23 protein-coding genes are annotated in these 25,276 nt (G+C 65.8%); 18 read left to right on the top strand and 5 right to left on the bottom strand.

What is annotated here, in order from left to right; translation table 11 throughout:
• Window positions 1-115 precede the first annotated feature (115 nt).
• Window positions 116-4,147: a DNA polymerase domain-containing protein gene (locus NDI54_RS04950; protein ID WP_310895366.1), complete on the bottom strand. Its 4,032-nt coding sequence runs from the start codon at window positions 4,145-4,147 to the stop codon at window positions 116-118.
• Between the two features lie 107 nt (window positions 4,148-4,254).
• Here NDI54_RS04950 and NDI54_RS04945 point away from each other — a divergent pair, with 107 nt between their 5' ends.
• Genes NDI54_RS04945 through NDI54_RS04935 form a run of 3 tightly spaced genes read left to right on the top strand, consistent with a single transcriptional unit; the run spans window position 4,255 to window position 5,339 of the window.
• Window positions 4,255-4,446, top strand: coding sequence for a DUF7331 family protein (locus NDI54_RS04945; RefSeq protein ID WP_310895365.1), 192 nt, complete (start codon window positions 4,255-4,257; stop codon window positions 4,444-4,446).
• A 40-nt stretch (window positions 4,447-4,486) separates the two neighbouring features.
• Complete coding sequence (locus NDI54_RS04940; RefSeq protein ID WP_310895364.1) at window positions 4,487-4,891, top strand: DUF7322 domain-containing protein; 405 nt, start codon at window positions 4,487-4,489, stop codon at window positions 4,889-4,891.
• A 25-nt stretch (window positions 4,892-4,916) separates the two neighbouring features.
• Window positions 4,917-5,339, top strand: a complete 423-nt coding sequence (locus NDI54_RS04935; RefSeq protein WP_310895363.1) for a DUF7346 family protein — start codon at window positions 4,917-4,919, stop codon at window positions 5,337-5,339.
• Between the two features lie 25 nt (window positions 5,340-5,364).
• Here NDI54_RS04935 and rad50 read toward each other — a convergent pair whose 3' ends face one another.
• From rad50 to NDI54_RS04920, 3 genes are all read right to left on the bottom strand, one after another.
• Window positions 5,365-8,040 carry a DNA double-strand break repair ATPase Rad50 gene (gene rad50, locus NDI54_RS04930; protein ID WP_310895362.1) on the bottom strand — a complete coding sequence of 892 codons (2,676 nt, stop codon included), beginning with the start codon at window positions 8,038-8,040 and terminating at the stop codon, window positions 5,365-5,367.
• A 13-nt stretch (window positions 8,041-8,053) separates the two neighbouring features.
• Complete coding sequence (gene mre11 / locus NDI54_RS04925; RefSeq protein WP_310895361.1) at window positions 8,054-9,310, bottom strand: DNA double-strand break repair protein Mre11; 1,257 nt, start codon at window positions 9,308-9,310, stop codon at window positions 8,054-8,056.
• A gap of 84 nt (window positions 9,311-9,394) precedes the next feature.
• Window positions 9,395-9,754, bottom strand: a complete 360-nt coding sequence (locus tag NDI54_RS04920) for a hypothetical protein (RefSeq protein ID WP_310895360.1) — start codon at window positions 9,752-9,754, stop codon at window positions 9,395-9,397.
• A 191-nt stretch (window positions 9,755-9,945) separates the two neighbouring features.
• On the opposite strand from NDI54_RS04920, the gene NDI54_RS04915 reads away from it, so the two are divergent.
• The 13 genes from NDI54_RS04915 (at window position 9,946) to NDI54_RS04855 (ending at window position 23,239) form a co-directional block, all read left to right on the top strand.
• Entirely contained in the window at window positions 9,946-10,074 is a 129-nt protein-coding gene (locus tag NDI54_RS04915) for a hypothetical protein (protein ID WP_310895359.1), read from the top strand.
• 89 nt (window positions 10,075-10,163) lie between these two features.
• Window positions 10,164-10,691: a DUF7310 family coiled-coil domain-containing protein gene (locus NDI54_RS04910; protein ID WP_310895358.1), complete on the top strand. Its 528-nt coding sequence runs from the start codon at window positions 10,164-10,166 to the stop codon at window positions 10,689-10,691.
• Entirely contained in the window at window positions 10,688-11,161 is a 474-nt protein-coding gene (locus NDI54_RS04905) for a DUF7311 family protein (RefSeq protein WP_310895357.1), read from the top strand. Before NDI54_RS04910 ends, NDI54_RS04905 begins: the two co-directional genes overlap by 4 nt.
• Window positions 11,154-13,013, top strand: coding sequence for an ATPase, T2SS/T4P/T4SS family (locus tag NDI54_RS04900; protein ID WP_310895356.1), 1,860 nt, complete (start codon window positions 11,154-11,156; stop codon window positions 13,011-13,013). The genes NDI54_RS04905 and NDI54_RS04900 overlap by 8 nt, the downstream gene beginning before the upstream one ends.
• Complete coding sequence (locus tag NDI54_RS04895) at window positions 13,010-14,755, top strand: type II secretion system F family protein (RefSeq protein WP_310895355.1); 1,746 nt, start codon at window positions 13,010-13,012, stop codon at window positions 14,753-14,755. Before NDI54_RS04900 ends, NDI54_RS04895 begins: the two co-directional genes overlap by 4 nt.
• Before the next feature lie 34 nt (window positions 14,756-14,789).
• Complete coding sequence (locus NDI54_RS04890) at window positions 14,790-15,251, top strand: DUF7283 family protein (RefSeq protein ID WP_310895354.1); 462 nt, start codon at window positions 14,790-14,792, stop codon at window positions 15,249-15,251.
• Entirely contained in the window at window positions 15,232-15,627 is a 396-nt protein-coding gene (locus NDI54_RS04885; protein WP_310895353.1) for a DUF7285 family protein, read from the top strand. The genes NDI54_RS04890 and NDI54_RS04885 overlap by 20 nt, the downstream gene beginning before the upstream one ends.
• Entirely contained in the window at window positions 15,624-16,493 is an 870-nt protein-coding gene (locus tag NDI54_RS04880; RefSeq protein ID WP_310895352.1) for a DUF7284 family protein, read from the top strand. The genes NDI54_RS04885 and NDI54_RS04880 overlap by 4 nt, the downstream gene beginning before the upstream one ends.
• A complete protein-coding gene (locus NDI54_RS04875; RefSeq protein WP_310895351.1) occupies window positions 16,481-19,489 on the top strand; it encodes a DUF7286 family protein in 3,009 nt (1,002 codons plus the stop codon). Before NDI54_RS04880 ends, NDI54_RS04875 begins: the two co-directional genes overlap by 13 nt.
• Window positions 19,490-19,539: 50 nt before the next feature.
• The gene (locus NDI54_RS04870; RefSeq protein ID WP_310895350.1) at window positions 19,540-19,968 is read left to right on the top strand and encodes a DUF5791 family protein; all 429 of its coding nucleotides are present in this window, start codon (window positions 19,540-19,542) and stop codon (window positions 19,966-19,968) included.
• Window positions 19,965-20,855 carry an SDR family oxidoreductase gene (locus NDI54_RS04865; protein ID WP_310895349.1) on the top strand — a complete coding sequence of 297 codons (891 nt, stop codon included), beginning with the start codon at window positions 19,965-19,967 and terminating at the stop codon, window positions 20,853-20,855. Before NDI54_RS04870 ends, NDI54_RS04865 begins: the two co-directional genes overlap by 4 nt.
• A 48-nt stretch (window positions 20,856-20,903) precedes the next feature.
• A complete protein-coding gene (locus tag NDI54_RS04860) occupies window positions 20,904-22,082 on the top strand; it encodes a DHH family phosphoesterase (protein ID WP_310895348.1) in 1,179 nt (392 codons plus the stop codon).
• 71 nt (window positions 22,083-22,153) lie between these two features.
• Complete coding sequence (locus NDI54_RS04855) at window positions 22,154-23,239, top strand: aldo/keto reductase (protein WP_310895347.1); 1,086 nt, start codon at window positions 22,154-22,156, stop codon at window positions 23,237-23,239.
• Here NDI54_RS04855 and NDI54_RS04850 read toward each other — a convergent pair whose 3' ends face one another.
• A complete protein-coding gene (locus NDI54_RS04850; RefSeq protein WP_004517187.1) occupies window positions 23,240-23,410 on the bottom strand; it encodes an HVO_0758 family zinc finger protein in 171 nt (56 codons plus the stop codon). It lies immediately after the preceding gene.
• Between the two features lie 162 nt (window positions 23,411-23,572).
• On the opposite strand from NDI54_RS04850, the gene NDI54_RS04845 reads away from it, so the two are divergent.
• Complete coding sequence (locus tag NDI54_RS04845) at window positions 23,573-24,709, top strand: MFS transporter (RefSeq protein WP_310895754.1); 1,137 nt, start codon at window positions 23,573-23,575, stop codon at window positions 24,707-24,709.
• Window positions 24,710-24,741: 32 nt separating this feature from the next.
• Window positions 24,742-25,212 (top strand): DUF7109 family protein, encoded by a 471-nt coding sequence (locus NDI54_RS04840; protein WP_310895346.1) that lies wholly within the window; start codon window positions 24,742-24,744, stop codon window positions 25,210-25,212.
• The last annotated feature ends 64 nt before the right edge of the window (window positions 25,213-25,276 follow it).

The raw sequence follows: 25,276 nt of genomic DNA, 5'->3' as shown, positions 1-25,276 counted from the left end.
TAGGTCAACCGAAAGAAGGTCCGTTTCACCCATGAACCTTTCGCATCGAAGCGAACTCTAATTCTGTATATAGAAATAATATTTCTTTCAGCGAAAAACAACTGCCGTCTGTGGGTTACATGAAGTTGCCCAGACCGGTCTGCTCCTGGCCGGATTTGACCTCCTCCCAGGAGATGTCCATCGCCTCCAGAATGCGGGCAATCGGGCCTTTCAGCGTCTTATCCAGCATCTTGTCCCAGTCGATCTCGAACTCCTCGGGGATCTGGTCGGCGTACTCGAAGCAGATCACGTCGGGGTCCCGACGGAATTCCCCGTACAGTGGGTCCCGCTGTGGGTCCAGTCCCTCCTCGTCCTCAATGCGCTGGAAGAAATCGGAGTGGACCCGGTCGAGATACAGGCGCTTGGGTTTCGAGCCGCTCTGGAAGTTCGTCCCCAGCAAGAGGTTGGCGTACTTCGCGCCCCGCACCTGCGCGGTATCGGTGTCGTAGTTGTCGAGTTTCTTCCCGATGCCGCCGGGGATACCCACGTCGTCGTAGTCAACGTTGCCGTCCTGATAGTCCTCGATAACGTCGCTGACGTACTGCTTGATCGATTCGGCGTCCTCTCCGCGAACGATGCGGTCGATGACTTCCTTCTGGACCCGCTTGGTGATGGGCGCGATGTCCGAGCGCTGGTACTCGAAGCCCGTGATGTCGATGTCGTCGACGTGCTTGCCCTCTTTCCAGACGATGTTGCCCGCGTAGCGTTTCTTCTTGCCCGCCTGGAAGAACCGCCGGTAGAGCTTCTCGAACTCGATTTCGAACCGGTGGAACTGGGCGTTGAGCCGCTCCATCGCGAATTCGTCGTAGGACGCGTTGATGGTTTCCTCCAGTTCGAACCCTTTCTGAATGGTCGCTGCGAGGGTTTCGAGTTCCGCCTCGTCCATCGTGGGGTGCTTCTCCCGGATTTCGTCCGTGACTTCGACATCGGTTTCGACATCCGCAGCTGTTATATCGCCCAACTGCAGCATAACAGAGTCTGTATCTCCGTAAACGACCTCGTACCCCTCGTCGGCGACGACCTCGTCCGTGTAGTCGATGACCTCGCGGCCGGTGGCGGTAACGGCGGCTCCCATCTCCTTGTCGTAGAGGCGGAAGCGGTCCCACCCAAGGACGCCGTATAACGACTGGCCGACGAACTGGAATTTTCCGTTTCGGCCGGCCATGAGCGTGTGATTATCCGCGACGGTGACACAGTAGACGCCGTCGTCGGCCATGCTCCGTGCCCCGCTGCGGTGCATGCGAAGCGTGTTCTTGCTGTCTTCCGTGACGTAGATTCGCCAGGAACCGCTGTCACGGTTGTAGTTCGCAGTCAGTCCGAGGTGCGCACAGAGTCGGAGCACGTCGTCGCGGAGTTGGGCACTGGAGGTGGTGTACCGCCAGGAGTTCTTTTGTCGGTCACCATCACCGGCAATGAGTGTGTCGAGGAACCGCCGCTTCTGTTGCTGGCTCAGGTCGAAGACAAACTCGGGAATTCGCTTCTCAAAACTGTCCCCGCCACAGATGTCCCGGAGCAGGTCGCCCAGCAGCGCCGACGTGAACTGGTAACTCCGGTCGTCGACGTAGTAATCGAATCCCAGACGGTCGAGCAGGTCACCGATGGCTGCGTGGTCGGACTCGCCGCCATCGGCGATGGCCTCCTGAGCGATTTTGACCGTGGTCGATGCTCCCCGGGTCTTCTCTCCGAACTGTTTCGTCTCGGACGTGTAGACGTTCCCTTCTGTGATGTACCACGCGAGCAGTTCGAGGAAGTCGTCGCCGTCGAAGGTTCGCGGGATCCACTTCCGACCCGATTCGGCGTGGATATACGTCCGTTCGGCGACCGACTCGATATACTCGCGGTTGGCTTCGAATTCCTCGGGATCAAAGACGTACCCTTCCTCGCCGATGTCGTTTTTCAGAACCGTATCCGGGTAATGCCCGATTTCGGCGGCGAACGTGTGGCCGTGGACCGACGGCCGGACCCACAGCTCGTAATCGTCGACGAACTCGGTCAGGTCCACCGTCTCCAGCGGATCACCGTCCGGCCCGTCCCAGTCATGGGGGAGTTCGTAGTTCGTGGCGTCGTCGAGGTCGCCGGCTTCGACGAAGCGATACTCGTTTTCGGTGATGCCGTTCGTCTCGTTTTTCCGGACGAGCATCCGGTGGTTCGGCGTCACCCGGAAGTCCGTCTTGCTCGTCTCGATGTCGACGAGTTCGCCGCGATAGTCCGGATATGACTGCGTCTCGATAACGGGCTTGATCTCCATCTCCATCGTCTCGGGGTCCAGCGAGTACACCTCGTCGCCGATGTCGAGATCACGGATGTTCTGAACACCGGACGGCGTCAGCACGTCCGTATCCGGCGTAAAGCAGTTCATAATTACTTTGACAGCTGCCTGCTGCCGGTCAAAGCGCTCGTACTCCGGGTTATCGGGGTCGAAACTGTTTCGCTGGGCCTTCTTTTCTTCGCGTTCTGACAGGAGTTCGTCGACCATCTCCCGGATGACGCCGTCCGGTTCCTTCCGGAAGTGGGTGCCGTTGGGCGCGCGGTAGGTGTCGCCGTCGTAGGTATCCGGGTCGACTTTCGTCTCCGGGCTGGCGTTGGTCGTCACCATGCACATCGGATAGAGCGATTTCAGGTCCAGTACGGTGACGTTCTCGCGGACGCCCGTGATGGGGTCGAACACCGCGCCGCCCTCGTAGTCCTCGCTCTCCTGTTGGCCCTTCGAGGGGAGCGCGAACTCGCCGTGAAGTTTGTGGAGGACGTACATGTCGACGGCGTCGCCGGGGGTCGTCGCGTCTTCGAGTTTGCAGCCGACGAAGGTGCGGACCTCGTCCCAGAAGTCGATGATGTCCTGTTCGCGGTCGAGTTCGACACACAACTCCACGTCCCGGAGATTGTACTCCAGTAACTGTTCGGGGTCCTGTTCCCAGAGGTCGCCGATGTCGCCGGTGTACCGTTCCTTGCCGACGCCGAGTTCCTGTTCGCCGACGGCGTCGAGTCGATAGGATTCGAGTTCGGTGAACTGCGTGCGCTTGTAGGCATAGAGGAGGTCGAAGACGACCCGGCCCTTGATGTCCGGGCCGCCCCAGCCCGAGCGCCAGACTTCGTCGACCCGCGAGAGGCGGTCGATTTGAAGGTCGTAGTCGTGGGTGTAGCTCTGGAGTTTCTCCAGGCGGTCGAGGAAGTACGGCGCGTCGAAGTCGTCGAAGTTCCAGCCCGTCAGTACGTCCGGGTCGGTGTCGACGATGTAGTCGACAAAGGCCTCCAGCATGGCCTCCTCCTTGTCGAAGACGCGCACGTCGGCCTCGAAGTCCTCCCGGATTGGGTCGTAGCCGGCCAGCGCCTCGGGGCCGTCAATGCCGTCGGGGGACTCGTACAGCCAGACGACGTACTCGTCGCGGTATGAGTCGTGGGAGGTGAGACAGATGATCGGCTCCTCGCCGTCCTCGGGGAAGCCGTGGCGGTCGTCGACCTCGATGTCGAAGGTGTTGACCCGCGGGTCGGCGTGGGCCTCGACCGGCGCTATCTCCTCGTGGTGGACTTTCAGGCTGTCGTCGTCGAGTTTGCGGGCGGGGACGCGAATGCCGCTCGTGATGTCCTTGTCGATGAGCAGGCGGTTCGGGAAGAGGATGTCCGCCTCGTAGTGGTCGAAGTCGTCACGGATCTGGCCCACGTCGCGGGGCGTCTGGCCGAATATCTTCGTCAGGCGCTCTCCCCGGATCGACTCGTAGGGCTCGCCGTCCTCGTCGGCCTCCTCCCAGTCGGTGATACTGTCGTACTGGCGGAGTTCGTCGTCGGTGACGCTGTCGGTCGGCGCGTAGAAGTAGGGTTTGAAATCGAAGACCCGCGCGTGCATCGGTTTGTTGTCGTCGGTGCGGCCGAAGACGTGGACCACCGGGAACTCGTCGTCGCCCTGCCCCTCGATGGTGTAGTCGACCTGCGTGACGACGAACTCGACGGTTTCCTCGACCGGCGGGAACTGGCGCTCGTCGAGGTCGACAACGCTCGTCCCGCCGTCGCTGCCGCCGTTGCCCGCGATGGCTGCCGCTTCGTCGGCGACCGGGCGGTCCTCCTCCGCGCCTTGCTCGAAGTCCCCCAGCGTGCCCTGGGTCCCGTCACTCATTCTTGGCCATGCTTCGAGATGCCGCATAAAAACACCGACGGTCCGCGGGGTATTGCCACAGGCAGAAAGTATATGCTATCGAGTACCATACCCAAGTTTGACGGCCAATGTCGCACCACGCATCCCCCGACGGCGAGGCGGATAGGTCCGAAGAACTGCGGTCGGAGCCGGCGCTCCCGGATGCCATCCAGACGACCGAGACGTACGAGACCGAGGAGGGGACAGTATTCTATGATGCCGAGAACCCCCTCGCGTGGATGCAGACCGACACAGCACTCACCTTACAGGAGATCGCCTGACAGGAAGTACTTTTACCCTCCACTCGTCGTAGCTAGTGTGATGGATATCCCCGGCGAGGACGACCCCAACCAGAGTCCGGGGGTTCTCTCCGAAAAGAGCGAGTACGAACCCGAGGAGTTCGACCCGGAGAGCCTCGGCCCGGACGTTCCGTCGCCGTCAGACAGCGATTACAGCGGCGATGCCACGGGGCTGTTCGTCCGGCTCGTCATCGTGTTCAACGTCGCGCTGCTGGCGCTCTCGCTCGGGCCGATGCTGGCCTACTTCGAGGGGCAGGTCGATCTCGGCATCCGAATCTTCCTCGTCGGTCTCATCGCGTTCGGCTACGGAACGTTTCGGTACGTCAAGTTCGAGCGGGAGCGCAAGTCGGACGACGACGGGGGCGAAACCGTCGATAGAACGGATACCCAGACCGACGATGCGGAGTCGGGCGACCACAACGGCTAACCGGACCGGTCCGCTACGAACGGCCATGCGTACTGTGCGGGACGACGACGGGACGCGTTACTTACTGCTGAAGGAGTCCACTGAGTCGAGTCTGGTCCGGAACCCCGAAACCGGCGAACAGCGCCACGTCCCGAACGCCGACCTCGAGTCTGTCGATGGAGAATCACCGCTTGCTACAGCCGCCGATGCCGTTCCCGAGGCTGCCCGTCGCGTCCTCACCGCGGCCCACGACGACCGGGCGCTGGGCCTGCTCGTCGAACTCGACGACCGCGGGCCGCTCTCGGTACAGGAACTCCTGTCTGCGTACGACCTCTGTGAGAGCGACCTCCACGGGCTGCTGGGCGAGTTCCGCGCTGCCGGCCTGCTCACCGAAGCGAAAGTCCACGGCCGGCGGGGCTACGACACGACAGAGACCGCCAGCGACGGCTTGGCCCACCTCCGCGACTGAGCGCAAGTTAGTATTGTGACTGAGGTCAGGCCAGTTCTGCGACCGTCGCCTCGACCTGTTCGACCCGAGAGCGGTTGGTCGTGGCGTCCTTTTCCACGCGGACGAGGTCATCGGCTGCACCGACCAGTTCCTCGTCGTGGCTGACCACGAGAATCTGCTCGACGCCGACCTCGTCGCGCATGTACTCCACGAGGTCGAGCAGTTGCGTGACGTGACCCGAATCGAGGAACACCGTCGGCTCGTCGAGGATGAGCGGCGGCATCGGCGCGGCCCCTTCGATGCCCTCTGCGAGCAGGCGGTAGATGGCACACCGGAGGCTGAGATTAAACAGCGCTCGCTCGCCGCCGGAAAGCTGTTCGGGCTCCAGCGGTTCGCCGTCCTTCTGGTACACCGTGAGCTGGTACTGCCCGTCAAGTTCGATGTGGGAATAGGAGTCGTTCTGGTACACCAGGTCGAACGTCTGGTTGAGCATTCGCTCCAACGTCTCGACGTTGCGCTGGCGTAGCTCTGCCCGGAGCGTGCCGTACATCTCCTGTAGCTCCTCGGTCTCGTCGTACAGCGTGTCCAGCTTTTCGAGGGTCGCTTCGAGGTCTTCACGACGTTCTCGCAGCGACTCCAGCTCCTCGATTTCGTTCGTGACGCCGCCGATGGCGTTCTGGAGTTCGTCACGCGTTTCGCGTTTCTCCGCCAGCGTCTCCTCGGCCTGTTCGATGTACTTTTTCGCCCGTTGCTTCTCGCTTCGAGCTTCCTCGATTCGTTCCTCGTCGAAGGACTCCGCGAGGTCCTGCTTGCGCTCGCGCTTCTCCGCGAGTTGGTCGCGGCGCTGGTCGTTCAGTTCGGCCTGTTGCGTGCGCTTCTCTCGCAGCCGCTCGATGTCGTCGTCGCAGTCGTCTATCTCCGCAAGTAGGTCCTCGACCCGCTCCAAGCGCTCAATCGACTGCTTGACCTGCTGGCGTTCCTGATTACACTCGGCGACGACCGAGCGGCAGTTCTCGGCTTGTTCACGGGCTTCGGCGGCCTTCTCGCGTTTCGTCTCGGCCTCCGTTTCGTGTTCCGCCGCTTCCTCGCGGAGCGTCTCGATGCGCTCCTGGTCCGCGTCCAGTCCGTCCGCCTTCTCCTCGACCAGTTGGACGATGTTCGAGCGGTTGTTTTCGAGCGTCGATAGCTCGTCCGCTGTCTCGACCAGTTCCGTCGCCGTTTCGTGGTTCGATTCCAGTTCCGAAACGTCCTCGCGGGCGTCCGCGAGCGTCTCCTCCAGTTCCGAAATCCGCTCGCGGTCCTCTTGGATAGAGTCGACGTGTGGGGACTCGCTCACGTCCTGGCCGCACTCGGGGCACTTGCCGGCCTCCAGCAGCGCCTCGGCCTCCGCGAGCGTCTCGCGCTCGCTCTCCAGTTTCGTCTCCAGTTCGGTCACTCGCTGCCGGGCGTCGTCGAGGTCGCTAGCGACGGATTCCTTGTACGCGGCCGCTCCGTCGCGGTCGGTCGGTGCGTCCTCGAATCCGGCTTCGAGATCGCCGATCTGATCGTCGATGTCGCTGATCTGCTCCCGGCGCTCGGCGATGGTCTCCCGCGCAGATTCGAGATCGGCTTCGAGTTCGTCGGCCTCCTCGCGCTTGTCCCCGGCCCGTGATTCGAGGTCGGCGGCGCTCTCGGCCAGCGCGTCGGCGGTGCTGCTGTGTTCTTTCGCGTCCACGCGCTGGTCCTCGATTCGACTCTGGAGTTCGTCGTCGCGGGACTGGAGTTCGTCGAGTCGCGCATCGACGGTGTTCGGGTCCGGCTCTGCACTGTCGAGGTCAGTTTCGGCCACCGTCTCCGAGAGCACCTCCTGTAGCGATTCCCGCCGGTCCTGCAGGTCGCTAATCTGTTCTTTGAGCTCGGTTCGTTCCGTCTCCGTCTCGGTAATCGTCGTCTCCAGTTCCTCGATGTCGTCTTCCAGCGCCGACAGTTCCTCGCGTTTCTCCTCGTACTCTTCGAGGACGGACTCGGCCTGCGTGAGCGTCTCCTCGGCGGTGGCCTTCTGGTCCTCAATGTGATCGATTTCGTCCTGCAGATTGGACTCCTTCGTTTCGAGGCTGTTCAACCGCTCGTGGAGGTCCTTGTCCTCTTTCTCCTGAATCTGCTCGTCGAGCTGCGAGAGTGCGCCCTGTTTATCATCGCGCACGCGACCGACGCCGACGCGGGCGTCGCTGGCCCGCTCGCGGTACGCCTCCAGTTTCCCCAGTTGCAAGAGGTCATCAAGCATGTCCTGGCGGTCGCTCGGCGAGGCGTTGATGAGTTTGTTCACCTCGCCCTGGCGGACGTAGGCGCAGTTGACGAACGCCTCGCTGTCCATCCGCAGGAGTTCCGTGATCCGTCGGCGCACGTCGCGCGCCCCTTCGTAGTTCCCCTCGGGCGTCTCCAGCACGCACTTCGCCGTCGTCGGTTGCGCCCCGGTCGCGCGGACCCGTCGCGTGAGGTGGTAGTCGCCGCCGGCGTGGGAGAACCACAGTTCGACGGTGCAGTCGTCGGCCCCGATGGTGACCACGTCGCCGAGATTTTCGTCCAGGGCCTTCGAGCCATACAGCGCGAAGAAGCAGGCCTCCAGCAGGGAGGACTTCCCGCTCCCGTTGAGCCCGTGGATGACGGTCACACCGCTGTCCAGTCGCAGGTCAGCATCGTCGTAGCACTTGAAATTGGATAGCTTGACGCGTTCGAATTTCATCGTTTTGCCTCCATTACAGGAACTCCTCAACGCTCGCCTGGCCGTCGTCGTCTGAGCCGTCGGCTTCGTTCACCGCTGCTCCGTCGTCGGTGTCGTCCTCGGCTGTGCTTGCGGGCACATCTGTGCCGTCTGCTTCGTCGGCCGCAGACGCATCAGCCTCGTCCGCGAGCGCATCCACATCCTCGGACAGCAGCTCTCTGACGTGCCGTTCAACCTCGTCTTTGACGTTCGCATCGGCAACCTTCGAGGCACGGATCGTCTCGTCGATGTCGTGGGCGGCCTCGCTCAATCCGAGGTCGCGGACGCGCTCGTTCACGGCGTCATCGGGGTCGGCGAAGCTGATCTCCGTTTCTTGCTCCTCGGGCGTGATTTCCCGGTGGTCGGTGACGCGAGCCACGAGTGCGCCCCGGTCGAGTGCGAACGATTCGACGCTGGCCGGCGTGACCGGGTCGCCGTCGCCACTGATGGAAACGATGACGACAGCGTCTTCCAGATCGTGCTGGCCGACTCGGCTCCGGACGCGTTCGACGCCCTCCGCAGGCCCGAGTTCCACGTCGACAAAGACGAACTCACGGGTGTCGAGGCCCCGTCGGGTGATCCGGACCTCGTCGTCGAAGGTGACGATGTTGTAACCGCGGTCCTCGCGTTCGCTCGCACTCGCGCGCTCGGTCGACCCGCAGTAGGTGATCCAGGCGTCCTCGACCTGCTGTTTGCCGGGGTCGTGGTTGTCGCCCAGTAACATCGCGTCGAACTCGACGGATGATTCGGTCAGAATTTCTTCGGCGTCCCAGTCGCCGTAGTCGAAGGGCTGGAACAGGCCGTGAGTGACCAGCGCGGCGCTGTCGGCGTCGTGCGGGGCGAAGTCGTAGTCGAGGCCCTCGCGCTGTGAGCGCGGGACGAAATCGAGGCCGTAAAACGCCGTGTCGCCGATGACCGTCGGCTCATCGTTGAGCCGGGTCGCCAGGCCGAGGGACTCGTACAGGTCGAGCCACTGGGCGTCGCGTTTGGCCTCGTGATTGCCCACGACAGCAAGGAAGGGAATGTCGGCTTCAGAGAGTTCTTCGAGAACGGTCAGTGTGCCCATGATGTCGGCCAGGGCCGGGCGGCGGTCGTGGAACAGGTCACCGGCGTGAACGACGGCGTCGGCGTCGTCCGCGATGGCGTCCCGGATCACCTGCCGGAACGCGTCGAGGAAGTCGTCCCGACGGTCGGGGACGTTGTACTGCTGATACCCGACGTGGGTATCGCCGGTGTGTATCACCCGTGTCATTTGCCCACCGGTAAGCCAGCGCCACCTAAAGAGGTATCGTGACCGGAGCGAAAGTGGTCGACAGCAGCACGGTCGGATCGGTGATTATACCTCATCGTCAGCCGCCGCGGCGTCCCGATACCGCCGGAACGTTCGCAACGCCGCCCGCCCCTCGTCGGCGAGTCCGCTCACTTCGTGTTCAGCCTGTTCGACAGCCGCTTCGAGTCGCTCGACGCCAAACGTCTCGACAAAGGCGACCGCCGCGTCAAGGTCGTCGGTCGCCGCCGTCGCCTGTTCGATGACTGTCCGGTAGTCGGCATCGGTGTCCAGCTCGTCGGTCGCCCCCTGGTCCGCGCCGCTGTTGTCCCGGTCGGCCAGTTGGGTAGCTCTACCCTCGTCGTCGCTGTCGCCCTCACCGTCAGCGAGCGCCGTGAGTGCCGCCTTCACCTGGTCGCTATCGGCCATGGGCCGACGTGGCCCCGGCATCCGATATAAACGCTCGCTTGCTCCGGATCAATCAATGGCCCGTTCGAGCCAGCCCCGCTACCCGAACTCGTTGAAGAAGAACACAGTTTAGTAATCTGACTGATTTGGTAGAATTACCGCCCGAGTGTCGATACCGCTCGGCGAGAACCACCCACGCGATACTCATCACAATGTCACCGACCAAACTTCGCTCCGACGGCCGAGCGCTCTCGTCGGTCACAATCGTCGCGCTGCTGATTCTGGCGACCCTGCTCATCTCCGTTGTCCTCGCGCTATTCATCCTCGGCATGGGTGTGTGAGGCTGGGTAACACTTGCGGGCAAAGACCAGTACGTCTCACTCGACCACCGTCCGAGTGTTCAAGTACCAACACGGGGCCAGGGCCGGGCATGACGGATATCGAGACGCTGGCCGAACGGCTCCGGACGGTCGAACGCGCAGTCACGGACGGAACGACGGAGTTCCCGGAGGTGACCGAACTCGCGGCGTTGGACGAGCGCGTGACAGCCATCGAGCAGCGCGTCGAGAACATCGACGAGCGGACGACGGAACTCGAAGCGGCCACGCAAGCCCTCCGTGGGTACGTGGGGAACATCCGCTCGGTAAACGAAGATGTCGAGCAGCGCGCCGACGCGGCGCTGGCCGCGACAGACCGTCTGGAGACCCGACTCGACGAGGAGCTGGCGTCAAAGTCGGCGTCCGATCCATCGACGACGCGGGCCGAGCAGTTACAGACGGAGATGGCACAGGGGCGTCCAGGCTCGTCGAATAGCGCTGCCCAGACAGAAACGACGACCACGACCGGCCTCGCAGCCGAGTCACGGACCGATTTCTCCGCTATCACCGACGGCGGCGACCCTGAAGAGAGCGAGTCGACGGACTCAGGAATGTTCGGACGCATCCGCGCGCTGCTGTGATATACCGGCTGGTCATCGCCGTCGCAGTCATGACCGCACTCCTCGGCGCGACGGCTCCGGCATTGTCGACGGCCCGGGCGGACGCGGCAAGCAGTGTGATGGAGCGTCAACAGAGTGAGCTGGCGGCCGATCTGGCGACGCTGGTCGAGACTGATGTCGCCACGGCAGACGGCGATGCGCGGCGAGCAGTAGAGATACGATTGCCGGCCCGGACCTACACGAACGCCGGCGTCGACTACCTGCAGTTCGAGACGCGGGCCGGCGTCGGCGTCGCGACCTGGCAGGTCGGATCCCGAAAGCGGACCGAGCGATTGGTCGAGACGCCGATTCGAACGACAGCCTCGACCGACCGTCTCGAAGAATCCGGCGTCCATCGGCTCGTCTTCGTATTGACGCGGTCGGATAGCCAGCGGATACTAACTGTCCATCGGTTTAAGTCCGAAGCCGCTGCCAGGGGCGGCCATGCGTGAGTGGCTCTTCGGGTCGGCGGCGTCTGCCTGTCGCTGTGAGACAACAGTCGAGGGGGGACGGCTGGTGGTGACGGCTGACGACTGCCCCGGCGGTGGCGACCTCGCCGAGTCGGTTGACTGCCGGACAACAGTCGTCGGTTCGCTCGCATCGACCGGTGCCGATACCGTCGTCACGGAACAGGCGGGACAGGAGCGGGTGTATGTCGACCGGGCAGTGGCGGTGCTCACCGCGGCCGGCCGGTTCGCAACTAGAGTCGCGTCGCTGGACGACCGACTCGCAGACCGTGCCCGACGCGACCCGGTCGCCGCAGCGACGGAGGCAGCCGGGCGGGCGGGTCCAGTCGCGGACCTTGCAGCGGAGACCGGGCTGACGGTCGCAACCGACGGCTTCGACACCAGCGAACAGGCCCTCGCCGCCTACACCGGGCCGACGATAAGTGACGCCCGTGTCGGAGTGGCGCCACCAGCGGACGCAGTGCTTCGGGACCAGCGAACACTCCCAACGGACGCTATCGTTCGGCGATACGACACGCCCGGCGACCAGCTGCCGATGTACCACATCGAACCCTACGAACAGCGATTCGACGCGGCAACAATGGAAACGCTCATGCGGGCGTACGAGCGGGTCGCAACCGCTGCCGTCGACGGCGGCTGCGATCCCTATAACGCGGCCGGAGAAGTGAGCGATGACGGCACAACGGCGACTGCCGTCGGTGCCGTACTGGAGAAACACACCGGTGGCCTCGGTATCCTTGAGGACATCTTCGCCGACGACCGGGTGTCCGACGTGTTCGCGACGGCCCCCATCAGCGACACGCGGCTCCGGGTGCGTTGCGACGGTGAGACCATGCGGACCAACGTCCGCATGACGCCGTCGGGCGCGAAGACGATGGCGTCGACGTTCAGACGGTCGAGCGGGCGCGCCTTCTCGCGAGCCAACCCGACGCTCGATGCGACAGCGACGGTCGCCGACCGGCAGATACGCGTCGCCGGCGTGAGCAAACCGGTCAGCGACGGCCTCGCCTTCGCCTTCCGTGCCCACGACAGCGACGTGTGGCGGCTGGCCGACTTCGTCGACAACGAGACGATGCCAGCCCCCGTCGCCAGCTTGCTATCCGTCGTCGCGGAGCGCGGTGGGGCCTGCCTCATTGCCGGCCCCCGGGGCGCAGGCAAGACGACGACACTGGGCGCGCTGCTCCGGGAGATTCCGCGCGATGTTCGAACTATCCTCATCGAGGACACGCCCGAACTTCCGGCGTCATCGCTGCAGGCCGACGGTCGGGACGTGCAAGCGCTTCGGACCGCCCGCGGAGAGGGACCGTCGGTCGACGCCACAGAAGCGCTACGGACCGCACTCCGGCTCGGAGAGGGTGCACTCGCCGTCGGTGAGGTCCGCGGTGAGGAGGCCAGCGTCCTCTACGAGGCGATGCGCGTCGGCGGCGGTGACGGGGCCGTCCTCGGGACGATTCACGGCAACGGTCCCGAGGCGATTCGGGACCGGCTGGTGTCGGACCTCGGCGTTCCGGTCCAGTCGTTTGCCGCGACAGACCTCGTCGTGACGCTGGCACCGCCCGCATCGGAGCAGGGCCGCGGCATCGCCTCTGTCGCGGAGATCGTCCCCCGCGGTGACGGTGTCACCTTCGAATCTCTCTACGAACGCGACGGGCCGACAGCGACTGCCACCGGCCGCCTCAGGCGCGGGAACAGCCGTCTGGTGGAGTCACTCGCCACGCCGGGCGAGTCCTATGCCGAAGTACTCGGTGCTATCGAGGCGCGAACCGAGCGGTTCGGCGGTTCCGTAGCTGCCGAGAACCAGGCGCGTGAGAACGCGACAGATGAGGGGCGATCGTGAGTCACGCGAGCGGTGCAGACGACTCCAGTGATAGTATTGGCTCAGCAGCAGTTCGTCCTCTCGTATCTGCGCTCGCAACAGCCTATCCGGGCACTGTCGAGGTGCCCGACGACTACCGCCGGGCGTGCCGACTGCTCTCGCTTCCGGTTTCACCGGAGACGGTACTGACAGCGAGTTACGGCCTCGCGCTGTGTGGCTCCCTACTCGCGACAGTCGCCGTGTTGCTGGCGAGTGGCGCACTGACGACAATTGCAGTTCTCGGACTCCTCGTCGTGTCCCTAGGAATCGCGGCGCTGGGACGGTACGGCGTCCCCTTCGCCGCAGAGGCAAAGCGTATCCGAACGCTGGGGGCCGCACCTTCGCTCGTCACGACGCTGGTCCTCGGGGCGACGCTGTGGCCAAGCGCCGAGCGGGCGGCCGCGTTCGCCGGCCGGGCCGGAGACGGCTTGCTTGCGACGCGGCTCGACCGGCACCGTCGGCGGGCCGCGGGCACGCCCCAGAGTGGATTGGGATCGTTCGCAGCGGCCTGGAGCGACCGCTTCCCGGCGCTCGAACGCGCCGTCGGACTGGTCGAGAGCGCGACGGCCGCTCCGGCCGAGGAGCGACCTGAAGTACTCGAACGAGCGCGACGCTGTATTCTCGACGGGACGCGCGACGAAATGGCGGCCTTTGCGGCCTCGCTCCGCGGGCCGGCGACCGGGCTGTACGCCTTTGGTGTTCTCCTGCCGCTGGCGATGGCGTCGCTGCTGCCCGCCGCTGCCGCCGCGGGCGTCCCGGTGACCGCGCCTGTGTTGGTCGGGACCTACGGCGTCGTCTTGCCTGCCGGACTGCTGGTCGCCTGCTGCTGGCTGCTGGGTCGACGACCGGTCGCGTTCCCGTCAACGACGGTCCCGCGGAGCCATCCGGACGTGCCGGACACGGCGCTTCCGTCGATTGTAACCACCATTGCAGCAGGGGCCGCTGGCTGGTTTCTCGCCGCCGCTCTCGTCGCTGAATGGGCGGCACCCATCGGCACACTCGGAGCCGGCGTTGGGAGCGCGCTCGTCGTCCACTACCGGCCGGTCTCCGAGGTCCGCGATCACGTCACCACTGTCGAAGCGGGCCTCCCGGACGCGCTGTCGGCCGTCGGTCGCCGGCTGGACCGCGGGCAGTCGGTGGAAGCCGCGCTCGTCGAGGCCGTCGACGAAGCGCCCGAACCAACCAGCGGCGTCATCGAGGCCGCCGTCGCTCGACAGGAGCAACTCGGCACCAGCGTCGAGGGGGCGTTCCTGGGTCCCGGCGGCGCGCTCTCTGACATTCCGAGCCATCGGACCCGGCGGGTTGTGACCTTGCTGGATACAGCTGCGACCATCGGACCACCAGCAGGAGAGTCCGTGACGACGATGGGCGAGCACCTGGACGCACTTCGGGCCATCGAGCGAGAGACGCGTCGAGACCTCTCGCAGATAACCGAGACGCTGTCGAACACAGCCGCGCTGTTCGGCCCGCTGGTCGGCGGCGCGACCGTCGCGCTGGCCGGATCGATGGGCGGCGGCGAGCAGTTCGAAACGATTCCCAGCGCTCTCCTGGGGACGGTCGTCGGCTGGTACGTGCTCGTGCTCGCCGTCTTGTTGACGGTGCTGTCAACGGGCCTGCACCGGAGCCTCGACCGTGCCCTCGTCGGCTACCGTGCCGGGCTCGCGCTCCTCTCGGCAACAGCTACGTTCCTCGTTGCCGTCGTCGCCACCGGGCTGCTGGTCTGAGTGTTTAAATGGGAACACGCGGCCAGGGCCGCCCATGTTCGAGACGCACGTCGACACGCTGTATCTCTGGGTCGGCCTGGGGACGGTGAGCGTCGCCGTTCTGGGTATCCTCGTCGGCCTGCCGACGACCGCACCGCCGGACGCGACGGGAGCAGCGGCGACCATCGACGAAATCACTACCAGCCCGGCCGGGTCCGTTACACACCGAGGGCTGATCGCCGATAAATGGCTGCTCACCAGCCGAGAGATACGCCTTCGGAACGACGGCGGGACAGCTACCGCGCGGCTGATTCGAGCAGTTGTCCCGGCACGGACCGACCAGCTACGGACAGTACTTGATCGGAAGCGCCCCGCTGTCGTGTATGACTCACCGGATGCGTTCCGCCGAGATGTCCGTGCGGCGCGGAATACAGATGCTGACTGGCGACCCGCTCCGGACCGACTGACGGTCAGGCACGTTGCCTGGGGAGGGACCGATGTCACCATCGTCGGCTAGGGCGACGACGGAACCGCTGGCCGCGCTCGTGGCCGTCTTCGCCGTCACGCTCGGCATGTCGCTGTACGCTGGCGTGCTGGACGACGCATTCCGGACACTGGACGACGACCGCAACATCGCCACGCCGACCGCTGACACCGTGGAACAACAGGTAACCTCGGCGGGCATCGTTCAGCCGGAACGGCTCAGTATGGGGCTCGACACGATGCCGGCGAACTACCACGGGAACGCAACCGTCGCGACGACGACCGGCGAGCGGTGGAGTACCGGCCGAGAGCCCCCGAACAGCGCCGACACCGAGACCAGAACCGTGAGTGTGCGGGTCAGACCGGGGTCGGTCCATCGCGGAACGCTCACTGTGCGGGTGTGGCGATGACCCGGGCGATGAGCGCCGTCGCCGACGTGACAGTGTTCCTCCTACTCGTCGGTGCAGCCGCGGGGGCCGTCACAAGCGGCGTCGCCGTCGACCAACCGGCGACCACGAACCCCGCGGCGACACAGGCGTCAACGCTGGCGACGAGCACGGCGAGCGTTGAGTACGAGCTGATCGTTCCAGCGTCCGAACACCGCAAGCCGCCCGACACTGCCACGCTTCGCCAGCGGACGAGTCACGGAACCGTCGCGGAACTGCTCGGCGAGGCAGCGATGAGCGGCGTCACCGTCGACGGCGAGCGGCTGTCACGAACCGGAACGGACTTCGAGGCGAAAGTGGGGGCGACAACGCGTGACAGGCTCCACAACCCAGGGCACAGAACGTCTATCCGCGTCGCCTGGTCACCGTATCCAGGTGCGCCGGTCAAAAGCGAGTATCGCGTCGGTGACCGGCCGCCTGCTACTGTCGATGTCCGAGCCGCGACGGTGACGGTCCCCAGCGGGATGGAGAACGTCTCGGAGCCGGCCCAGGAAGCGGCGAGGACAAACGGCTACGACGGCGTGGCGACAGTGGTGGCCCGGAGCGTCGTCGACGGCCTGTTCCCACCGGCGCAGTCGCGGTACGCGCTCCGGGGCGACTACCCCTCAGACGTGCTGATGAGCACGCGATACGAGCGCATGGGCGACCTGACGGGGACCACCGTGGCTGTCGAACGTCAGTCGACAGCCGAGATGAACCGCGAACTGACCGCGGCGCTCGCCGCACGGCTTCGAACCGACATGCGGTCGCGGTACGACTCACCAGCGGACGCCGCCAGTACCGTCCAGGCGAGTCGGGTCCGCGTGACCGTCAGGACGTGGTCGCCGTGAGAGACGACACCCGCGGCCGGGTTCCCTTCGCGCTCCTCGGCGTCCTCCTGCTGGTGAGCAGTCTTACGCTGGCTCCGACGTTTGTCACCGAGCCAGCACCGAACCGGACGGCCGTCGAGCGGGCGCTGAACCAGGCGACGGCGGAGACACAGGTCGCCGTGCGGGACGGCGTCTCGGCGGCCGGCCAGCAGGCGGCGGCGAACCCGGTCGTCACGCCGGCTGAGACACCCACCGGCCGGGTTCTGAACGACTCGACGGCGTTCCGGGACGCGCTCCGAATCCGTGTCTATCACCAGGTCTCGAATCGGTTGGAGGAGGTCAACGGCCGAAGCGGTGACGTGACTGTGACGGCGAGTCTACCGGGGGTGGCGAACGTGAGCGACCTTCGAGCGGCGAAACACCGCGTCTCGGTCGAACGCGCCGGACCGAACGAGACCGCGATGCGGGCGACAGTCGAGAATATCGTGCTCACGGTTCGACGGAACGGTGCGGTCGTTTCGACGCGGTACGTCTCGCCGACCGTCGTCGTTCCGACGCAGGCGCTCATGCTCCACGACCAGGTATCGACCTACCAGACGCGGCTGAACAACAGCCTGGACAAGCCGGGCCTGAGCCAGCGGCTGACGGCGCGGCTCTACCCGATGGCGTGGGCGAGAGGATACGCACAATACGGCGGCGCAGGCATCGAGAACGTCGTTGCGAACCGGCACGTCTCGCTGGCGGCGAACGGCGCGCTGCTGGGCGTCCAGCGCTCGACCTTCGGGCGGAGCGACCCCGCCGGACGGCGCGCGCTGACCGAGGCAACAGCGGTGACCGGCATCGAAGACATCGTTCGGGGAAGCAGGGGCACCGCTGTCTCCAGCGACGTGCTCGACCGAGCGGAGTACAAACCGGTCAGCGAGACGCCGCCGCGTCCGAGGACCACGAATCGACCGGGTCCAGGTCCAGCGGATTCGATGACTGTCGGCGTCAACGAGACGGCCGAGAGCGCGTTCCGGACTGTCACTGTCCCATCGACGCTTAACGAGACACTCGAAGACGCCTACACCGTCGAGGTCGCGCTGAAAACCGACAGTCACAGACTGGCCGGTGGCCCGCCGGGTAAGCCGCCGTCGCCGGGCTCGAACTGGACGTTAGTCGACGACCGGACGACCTCGTCGGTGGCAACGGTCGGAAACGCAAGCGGCCGTATCGGAACGCCGGACGGCTGGCACACGGTCGAGACGTTCAGCCGGACCGTCGAGCGTCGGTACACGCGGACCGGCGTCTGGCAGGACAGCGCTGACCGTCGGTACACCACCACATCGAGCACTGCGCGCTATCGCGTATCCGTCGCCGTCGTCGGCCGCCACCACGGCCGTTCGCCGGCACCGAACCGCTCGATTCGGACCGCCCACGATGCGAGTGCGAGCCCGCTCAACGGGCCGAACCTCGCTGACGTGGAGCCGAAAGCGATGGAGACGCTCGTCGGCGACGCCGGTGGTCGGGACCGGCTCGCCGAGCAAGTCGTCGACGACAGTCTGGACCGGACGGAGGCGACGGTGACGGCAGACCGGCCGCCGGGACTGTACGACTGGGTGTACCGGGACCTGATGGTCCTGCGGGAATCGGTCCGAAACACGACCGTCTCCGTCGAGCGAGGGAGCGTCGGGACCTTCGAGACGAATCCACCGAAGGAACTCCGAGAGCGACTGAGACAGCGACGAGCCGACCTCGCGGACGTGCCGGACACCTACGACAGCACGGCCCGGAAGGCACGCGCTGCGGCCCGGCTGACCTATCTGGACGCGGTATTGACGGATTTGGACAGACAGGCCTCGGCGCGGGACAGTAACCGAAAGCGCGTCGACACGCAGCTAACGGAGCGTACCGACGGGTCGCTTCGCGCTCTCCGAAAAGGGTTAACGGCCCGCGAAACGCCCGTTCCGCGGCCCCGTCCGGTCCCGGTCGGCCCCGCCGGCCCCGTCAGAACGCGGGTCGACGCCCGGACGCCGTACCTGACGCTCGCCGAACTGGACGAGCGCCGATATCGCGCGCTGGAGGGGAGCGAGCACCCGCTGGTGGCGCGGAACACGAACGTGTTCACGATCCCTTACGGCGACGCCGCCGACGCTGTCGTTGGCGGTGCGTTCGAATCCAGTGATAGAGTGCGCCTCGCAACGGCGGCGAACACGCTCGCGGCCGCGAACCAGACCCTCGAAAACGAGTCGAACGCCACGCTCGCCGCCAAACAGGAGGACCTCCGGCAGGAGGTGCGGGTGGCAAACGGGGAGATGATGACACAACTCTGGCTGACGGTCGATGAACAGACCGACGCCGGAAAGCGAGAGAGCAGGGCTATCGTGAGCGAGGCGATGTCGGCGTGGGAAACACCGGAAGCCAGGGCGCTGGCGCTGACCAACGGCTCCGCCCAAGATCGGGTCGCCCGCGTCGCCGGTGACCGACTGACTCTCACGCGGGTGGAACGCGACCGGCTTCGCCTGCTGCTGCTTGGCGTCGATACGCCGGCGACCAAACCGACGCTCGGGTCAACGAACGGGACCGCCTCCGCAGTGCGGACCGTCGCAAAGGACGAACTGAGCAGCGCGCTGGCCGACGCCGGCAGACAGAAGGCCCAACGGGTCGCAAAGAAGCGACTCGGGACGGACAAACTCCCGGCGGGTCTCCCGCTGGCGCCGCCAGTCGCGCCATGGTACGCGACGACGAACATCTGGTGGGTGACGGTAAAGGGCGAGTATGCCAGATTCGCCGTCTCCGCGAGCCACGGGTCGCCGGGCAACCCCGGCGCGCGGACCACCTACGCCCGCGACGGGGGCAACGTCACGCTCGACGTGGACGACGACGGAGCGGCCGAACGGCTGGGTACGGCCGACCGGGTTTCGTTCAGCGCCGAGACGGGCGTCGTCGTCGTGGTGCCGCCCAAACCGCGCGGGGTCGGTGACAAGGACGGGACCGCCGTGGAGGAATCGAGCGGGTGGCCGAACGCAGGCAACTAAACTCGGCCCGCATAACCGAAGTAAAATACCCCGGGGCCATACCGACGCGCATGCTTAGAGGCGAATTTCCCGATGCGGGCGAGCAGTCACCCGAGGAGTTACTGGCGGTCTACGGGACCGTGCTGGCCGAGACAGTCGAGACGGTCGGCATCGAGACCGTCGTCACAGAGACCGGTCTCGACCGGGCGACGGTCGAGTCGTTCGCCAGCGGCGACATCGCCGACCGAACGCTTCAGGAGGCGGTCGCCGTGCTGGCAACCGGCCCGGATCGGCCGGACGCCGACGCCTTGCAGGCCGAAGCCCAGGACATCCTCCTGATGGGGATGACGACGGCCGTGATGGACGTGGAGTCGCTGGCCTCGGGCATCGACGACGAACTGGAACCGAAGGAGATCCAGCAGAAGATCGAGGGACGCTACCCGGTGACGCTGGCCGAGTACGCCCTCCTGCACAGCTACATCGAGGGGGAAAAGCGGTGACGGAACGCGTCGCCATCCTGGGCTGTGGCTACGTCGGCCTCGAACTCGGGCGGCAGCTACGGGACGACCACGAAGTCGTGGGCGTTCGCCGGTCCGACGACGGCATCGCGGCTATCGAGGACGCCGGTTTCGAGGGTATTCAGGCTGACGTGACCGACCCGGAGTCGCTGTCCGCGGTGCCGGACGCTGACTGGCTCGTCTTCGCCGCGAGTTCCGGCGGCCGGGGCGCCGCGGCCGCCCGCGAGGTGTACGTGGAGGGGCTCCGGACGGCGATAGACCACTTCTGGTCGCGGGCGGACCCGCCCGAGCGGTTGGTGTACACCTCCAGTACCGGCGTCTACGGCGACCACGACGGCGCGTGGGTCGACGAAGCGACGCCGCTTGACCCACAGACCGAGAAGACCGAGGTGCTGGCCGAAGCCGAACGGGTCGCCTGCGAGCGCCCAGCAGAGCATGGCGGCCACGGAACTGTCGCGCGCTTTGCTGGCCTGTACGGTCCCGACCGATACCGGCTGGAGCGGTATCTGGAGGGGCCGGTGACGGCCGGCTACCTGAACATGGTCCACCGGACCGACGCGGCCGGCGCGGTACGGCACCTACTGACCGAGGGCCACCGTGACGAGGTGGTGCTGGTCGTCGACGACGAACCCGTCGAGAAGTGGGCCTTCGCCGATTGGCTGGCCGAACAGTGCGATGTCCCGTTCCCGCCGAAACAGACGACCGAGGAGCGACTCGACGACGACAGCCTCTCAGAGACGGCGAAGCGCCGCATCCAGACGAGCAAACGGTGTTCGAACGACCGCCTGCGGAATCTGGGGTACGAGTTCGAATACCCGACCTTCCGGGAAGGGTATCGCGACGCCGTCCGAGAGTACCGGCAAAACTGACGAGATCGAGGCGAACTTTATTATTGACAGGCCGGGGAACAGCGAGGTATGACTCGCGTTGCCGCCGGCGGGCTGCAGGTCGACGCCGCCGCGGCGTACGCTAGCGAGAACCCGCTACTGGTCGCTGGTGTCGCTGTGGTGCTCCTCGCCCTCCTCGGTGCCGGCATCTGGCTGTACCGGTATCTCAGCCGGACGCCCGGCGAACGACTGCGCCGGGTGCTGGCCGACTACGACCGGATCGCGGTGTTAATGCACCCGAATCCGGATCCGGACGCGATGGCCTCCGCCCTGGCCGTCGACCAGCTCGTCGCCGGCACCAATACGTCGGCGTCGCTGCTGTACTCGGGAGAGATACGCCGCCCGGAGAACAGAGCCTTCCAGACGGTCTTAGATCTGGATTTCAACCACATCGAGACCAGCGAGGATATCGACGCGGAGGCCGTCGTCCTCGTCGACCACAACACCGCACGCGGGTTCCCCGGCGCGGAGGGGATCGAACCGGTAGCCGTCATCGACCATCACCCCGGCAACGGGACCGGCGATGCGTTCACCGACGTGCGGTCCGACTACGGAGCCTGTGCGACCATCTTCGCGGACTACTTGGAGCAACTGGAGTTCGAGTTCAGCGACGCCCAGTCTAGCGGGAGTGAGGTCGGTACGTCTGCCGGAACCATCCCCTGTGCGCTCGCAACGGGGCTGATGTACGGCATCCAGTCCGACACCAAGTCACTGACCAATGGCTGCCAGTCGGAGGATTTTGCGGCCGCTGCGTTCCTCTATGAAGGGATGGACAACGACCAGCTCAACCGCATCGCGAACCCGCAGGTCGACGCCGAAGTGCTCGAAGTGAAATCCCGGGCGATCACGGACCGCGAGGTACGGGCCCCCTACGCGTTCAGCGATGTGGGCGAGGTGTCGAACACGGACGCGATTCCACAGGCCGCGGACGAACTGGAGACGCTGGAAGGAGTTTCGGCGGTCGTCGTCGTCGGCGAGAAGCAAGGGACCATGCGCATCGCGGGCCGCTCCCGGGACGACCGCGTCCACATCGGGCGGGCGATAGAGGCTGTCGTCGACGACATCCCGATGGCCGAAGGGGGCGGCCACGCCCGGATGGGCGGCGGCAAGGTCCCGGTCGAGCACATGGCGGGTCTCGGCCCCGGCGATGGCATCTCCCGGGAGGACTTCCGCGAGCGGGTGTTCGATGCGATGTCCGGCGAACTGTGACCGGCAGATGTGTCACACCACAGCGCGCCGTGAATCTCCGCCCTTTTGTCGGTGCCCCGCCAACGTCGGATATGGCCACACGGGAGGCGACCTGGGCGTATCGGGACGACCACGACGAGTTCGCACGCACGTTCTACCGGCGGTTCGGCGACGGCGTCGTCTCCAGCATCGGCGTTGGCACGTACCTCGGCGACCCGACCGACGAGCGGGACGCGAGCTACCACGACGCCATCGTCACGGCGCTTGAGTCGGGCATCAACGTCGTCGACACGGCAATAAACTACCGTCACCAGCGCTCGGAGCGCGTCGTCGGCGACGCTGTCACGGACGCCGACGTGGACCGCGAGGCGATCACTGTTGCAACGAAGGGCGGCTTCATCCCGTTCGACGGGGAACGCCCCGATGACCCCGGCGCGTTCGTCCAGTCGGAATATCTCGACACCGGCATCGTCGACCGCGACGACCTCGTCGCGGGGCAACACTGCATCGCGCCCGACTATATCGACGACCAGCTCGACCGCTCGCTGTCGAATCTGGGGCTGGACACCATCGACCTCTACTACGTCCACAACCCGGAGACGCAACTGAAATCGAAGTCCCGCGAGGCGGTCTACGACCAGCTAGAGGCGACCTTCGAGCAACTGGAGGAGCGAGCGGCGGCCGGCGACATCAATCACTACGGCGTCGCGACGTGGACGGCCTTCCGCGTGCCCGCCGACCACGACAGCTACCTCTCGCTGCCCGAGGTCGTCGAGCGTGCCCGCGCGGCGGCGGAGACGGTCGGCAACGCGGCGACGCATCTCCGGGCGATTCAGTTGCCCTTCAACGTCGCGATGGCCGACGCGTTCACCGTCGAATCCCACGACGGCGCGGAGGGACCGCAGTCAGCGCTGTGGTTCGCCCACGAGGCCGGGCTGGACGTGTTCACCAGCGCCTCGATCATGCAGGGACAGCTGGCAGCAGAAATCCCGGACGACGTTGCGGCGAAGCTCTCGGGCGAGACGAGCGCACAGCGCGCGATCAATTTCGCACGTAGCGCGCCGGGCGTGACCTGCTCGCTGGTCGGCACGGGCTCAGTCGAGCATGCCCGGGAGAACGTCGATGCGGGACGGTACGAGCCGCTCGGTGCGGACGCGTTCGACGCCGTCTTCGAGTAGCTAGCTGAGCTCCTTCCACTTGCCGTCACACTCAGGACAGACGCGCACTTTCCCGACCTCGTCCGGGTCGTTCTCCGTCGCGAGCGGTTCGTCACAACTGGTACAGGAGAGCCGTCCGTAGTTGTCCTTCTCGACATCGCCGGCGCGGAGGGCCTTCCTCACTGAGTCCATACCTGCCAGTGTGCCACCAGCGTGTAAAAACCCCGTGGCGGCGTCCCGGGTCGCCGATCCACCCCGGCGGCGAGCCCGCGACAGCGTTTCGGAACGTTGTTCAGGTTTTCCCACCTATCCCCCGTCGTGTCTCGTCGCCGCGTCTTCGGCTCGCTGTTGGGGATGGTGTTCTGCATCAACCTCGCCAGAGTCGTCTTTGCACCGCTTATCGAACCGATCCGGGCGACGACGGGCGCGTCCGACGCGACGCTTGGACTGCTCGCGACGATGGTCTGGGCCGGGAGCGCGCTCCCACGCTTGCCGACCGGCGTCCTGCTGACCCGGATATCCAGGGCGAAAGCCATCTTCGGCTCCGGCGTCGTGCTGACGCTCGGGACGACGTTCACCGCGCTCGCGTTCGACCCGACGCTGTTGCTCGTCGGCGCGTTCACGATGGGGATCGCAAGCGGCGTCTACCTGACCGCGGCGAACACGCTGGTCAGTGAACTGTATCCGGAGCGACCTGGCCGCGCGCTCGGGCAACACGGCGTCGCCTCCCAACTCGCCGCCGTGGGTGCGCCGGCCTTGATCTCGTTCGTCCTCATCGTCGGGTCGTGGCGGACCGCCCTGCAAGGAATCGCCGTCGCGGCGGCCCTGATGACCGTTGCCTTCACGCTCATCGCGAGACGGTCCCAGTTGCCTGCTGCCGGGACCGAGGACAGCGACCTGCTCGGCGCGGCGCGCGCCCAGTGGCACATCATCGTCACGAGCGTCGCCACCATCGGCGTCGCGGGCATGGTCTGGAACGGCCTGTTCAACTTCTATGTCACCTACGCAACGAGTGTCGGCCTCACCGCCGGAACAGGGCGGACACTCCTGTTGCTCGCGTTCGGAGCCGGCGTGCCGGCCTTTTACGTCAGCGGCCGCCTCGCCGACCGCTTCCCGCCGATTCCGTATCTCCTGACCATCCTGGCGGCCTTCACCGCCTGCGTGCTGGTACTCCCAGCGCTAACCGGGTTCTGGTCACTGGCCGCGTTCAGCGTCGTCGTGGGCTACGTCATCCACAGCATCTTCCCAGCGGTAGACGCGTATCTGCTTGGCTCGCTCCCGGACCGCCATCGCGCGAGCGCCTACGCCACCTACGGCGCGGGGATGATGGTGATGCAAGCACCCGGGAGCGCGCTCGTCGGCGGCCTGTTAGATGCCGGCGTCACGTTCCCGGCGCTGCTTCGCGGCATGGGGCTGGCGTTGCTTGCCGTTCTTGTCGCGATGGTGTCGCTACACCTCGACGGCCGACTGCCGAGCGCAGCCCGAGCCTAAAAGCTGAAGCCGCTCGGTGCCGCGTCACCTGTATGGACCTGCCACCGGACGAGCTGGCCGGCGTCGTCGACCTCTTTGGCTCGCTCACCAGGGCGGAGCTCGCCGACGCCTGTGGTGAACTCGCCTTCAAGCAGGGCGTCGATGCCGACCCGGACGCGGTCGCGGCGGCCGTCGACGGCGCTATCGACTCGTACCACCTCGTCGCCGTCAACGACCACGCAGCCGACACCGACGAGACGCTGCTGGTGGTCGGCCCGGTCGCGTTCCCGGCCCTGCCCGACGGCGCGGCCGACCTCCCGCACATCATGGACGTGCCGTCCCGCGACCTCTCGCGTGAGGCCGTCATCGAGGCCGTCAAGTCCCGCTTCAGAGAGGACGCGGTAATGGCCGTCAAGAACGGCGACGAGGACCGAGTCAAGACACTGCTCGACGTGAGCTACGACATCGAAGCCTGGGAAAACGTCGAGATGGACGCGCTTCGCGACCGGCTCGACGACGTGTGAGTGGGCGTTCGGATACGCAACCGCGAGTTCTATCGGGAGAATGCGCTTCCGAAGGGCCAGACTG

This window comes from Haloarcula terrestris, assembly GCF_031624315.1.
In the GTDB taxonomy this organism is placed as follows: domain Archaea; phylum Halobacteriota; class Halobacteria; order Halobacteriales; family Haloarculaceae; genus Haloarcula; species Haloarcula terrestris.
Note: the sequence above shows the minus strand (reverse complement) of the source record. Positions and strands in the feature narration are given on the sequence as shown.

What these genes read in the sequence shown, in the direction of transcription:
- NDI54_RS04840 (WP_310895346.1), top strand. Translation starts at nt 24,742, where the DNA reads ATGGACCTGCCACCGGACGAGCTGGCCGGCGTCGTCGACCTCTTTGGC.
- NDI54_RS04880 (WP_310895352.1), top strand. Translation starts at nt 15,624, where the DNA reads ATGACCCGGGCGATGAGCGCCGTCGCCGACGTGACAGTGTTCCTCCTA.
- NDI54_RS04945 (WP_310895365.1), top strand. Translation starts at nt 4,255, where the DNA reads ATGTCGCACCACGCATCCCCCGACGGCGAGGCGGATAGGTCCGAAGAA.
- NDI54_RS04855 (WP_310895347.1), top strand. Translation starts at nt 22,154, where the DNA reads ATGGCCACACGGGAGGCGACCTGGGCGTATCGGGACGACCACGACGAG.
- NDI54_RS04935 (WP_310895363.1), top strand. Translation starts at nt 4,917, where the DNA reads ATGCGTACTGTGCGGGACGACGACGGGACGCGTTACTTACTGCTGAAG.
- NDI54_RS04860 (WP_310895348.1), top strand. Translation starts at nt 20,904, where the DNA reads ATGACTCGCGTTGCCGCCGGCGGGCTGCAGGTCGACGCCGCCGCGGCG.
- NDI54_RS04890 (WP_310895354.1), top strand. Translation starts at nt 14,790, where the DNA reads ATGTTCGAGACGCACGTCGACACGCTGTATCTCTGGGTCGGCCTGGGG.
- NDI54_RS04870 (WP_310895350.1), top strand. Translation starts at nt 19,540, where the DNA reads ATGCTTAGAGGCGAATTTCCCGATGCGGGCGAGCAGTCACCCGAGGAG.
- NDI54_RS04845 (WP_310895754.1), top strand. Translation starts at nt 23,573, where the DNA reads ATGGTGTTCTGCATCAACCTCGCCAGAGTCGTCTTTGCACCGCTTATC.
- NDI54_RS04950 (WP_310895366.1), bottom strand. Translation starts at nt 4,147, where the DNA reads ATGAGTGACGGGACCCAGGGCACGCTGGGGGACTTCGAGCAAGGCGCG.
- mre11 (WP_310895361.1), bottom strand. Translation starts at nt 9,310, where the DNA reads ATGACACGGGTGATACACACCGGCGATACCCACGTCGGGTATCAGCAG.
- NDI54_RS04885 (WP_310895353.1), top strand. Translation starts at nt 15,232, where the DNA reads ATGTCACCATCGTCGGCTAGGGCGACGACGGAACCGCTGGCCGCGCTC.
- NDI54_RS04910 (WP_310895358.1), top strand. Translation starts at nt 10,164, where the DNA reads ATGACGGATATCGAGACGCTGGCCGAACGGCTCCGGACGGTCGAACGC.
- rad50 (WP_310895362.1), bottom strand. Translation starts at nt 8,040, where the DNA reads ATGAAATTCGAACGCGTCAAGCTATCCAATTTCAAGTGCTACGACGAT.
- NDI54_RS04920 (WP_310895360.1), bottom strand. Translation starts at nt 9,754, where the DNA reads ATGGCCGATAGCGACCAGGTGAAGGCGGCACTCACGGCGCTCGCTGAC.
- NDI54_RS04940 (WP_310895364.1), top strand. Translation starts at nt 4,487, where the DNA reads ATGGATATCCCCGGCGAGGACGACCCCAACCAGAGTCCGGGGGTTCTC.
- NDI54_RS04850 (WP_004517187.1), bottom strand. Translation starts at nt 23,410, where the DNA reads ATGGACTCAGTGAGGAAGGCCCTCCGCGCCGGCGATGTCGAGAAGGAC.
- NDI54_RS04900 (WP_310895356.1), top strand. Translation starts at nt 11,154, where the DNA reads ATGCGTGAGTGGCTCTTCGGGTCGGCGGCGTCTGCCTGTCGCTGTGAG.
- NDI54_RS04915 (WP_310895359.1), top strand. Translation starts at nt 9,946, where the DNA reads ATGTCACCGACCAAACTTCGCTCCGACGGCCGAGCGCTCTCGTCGGTC.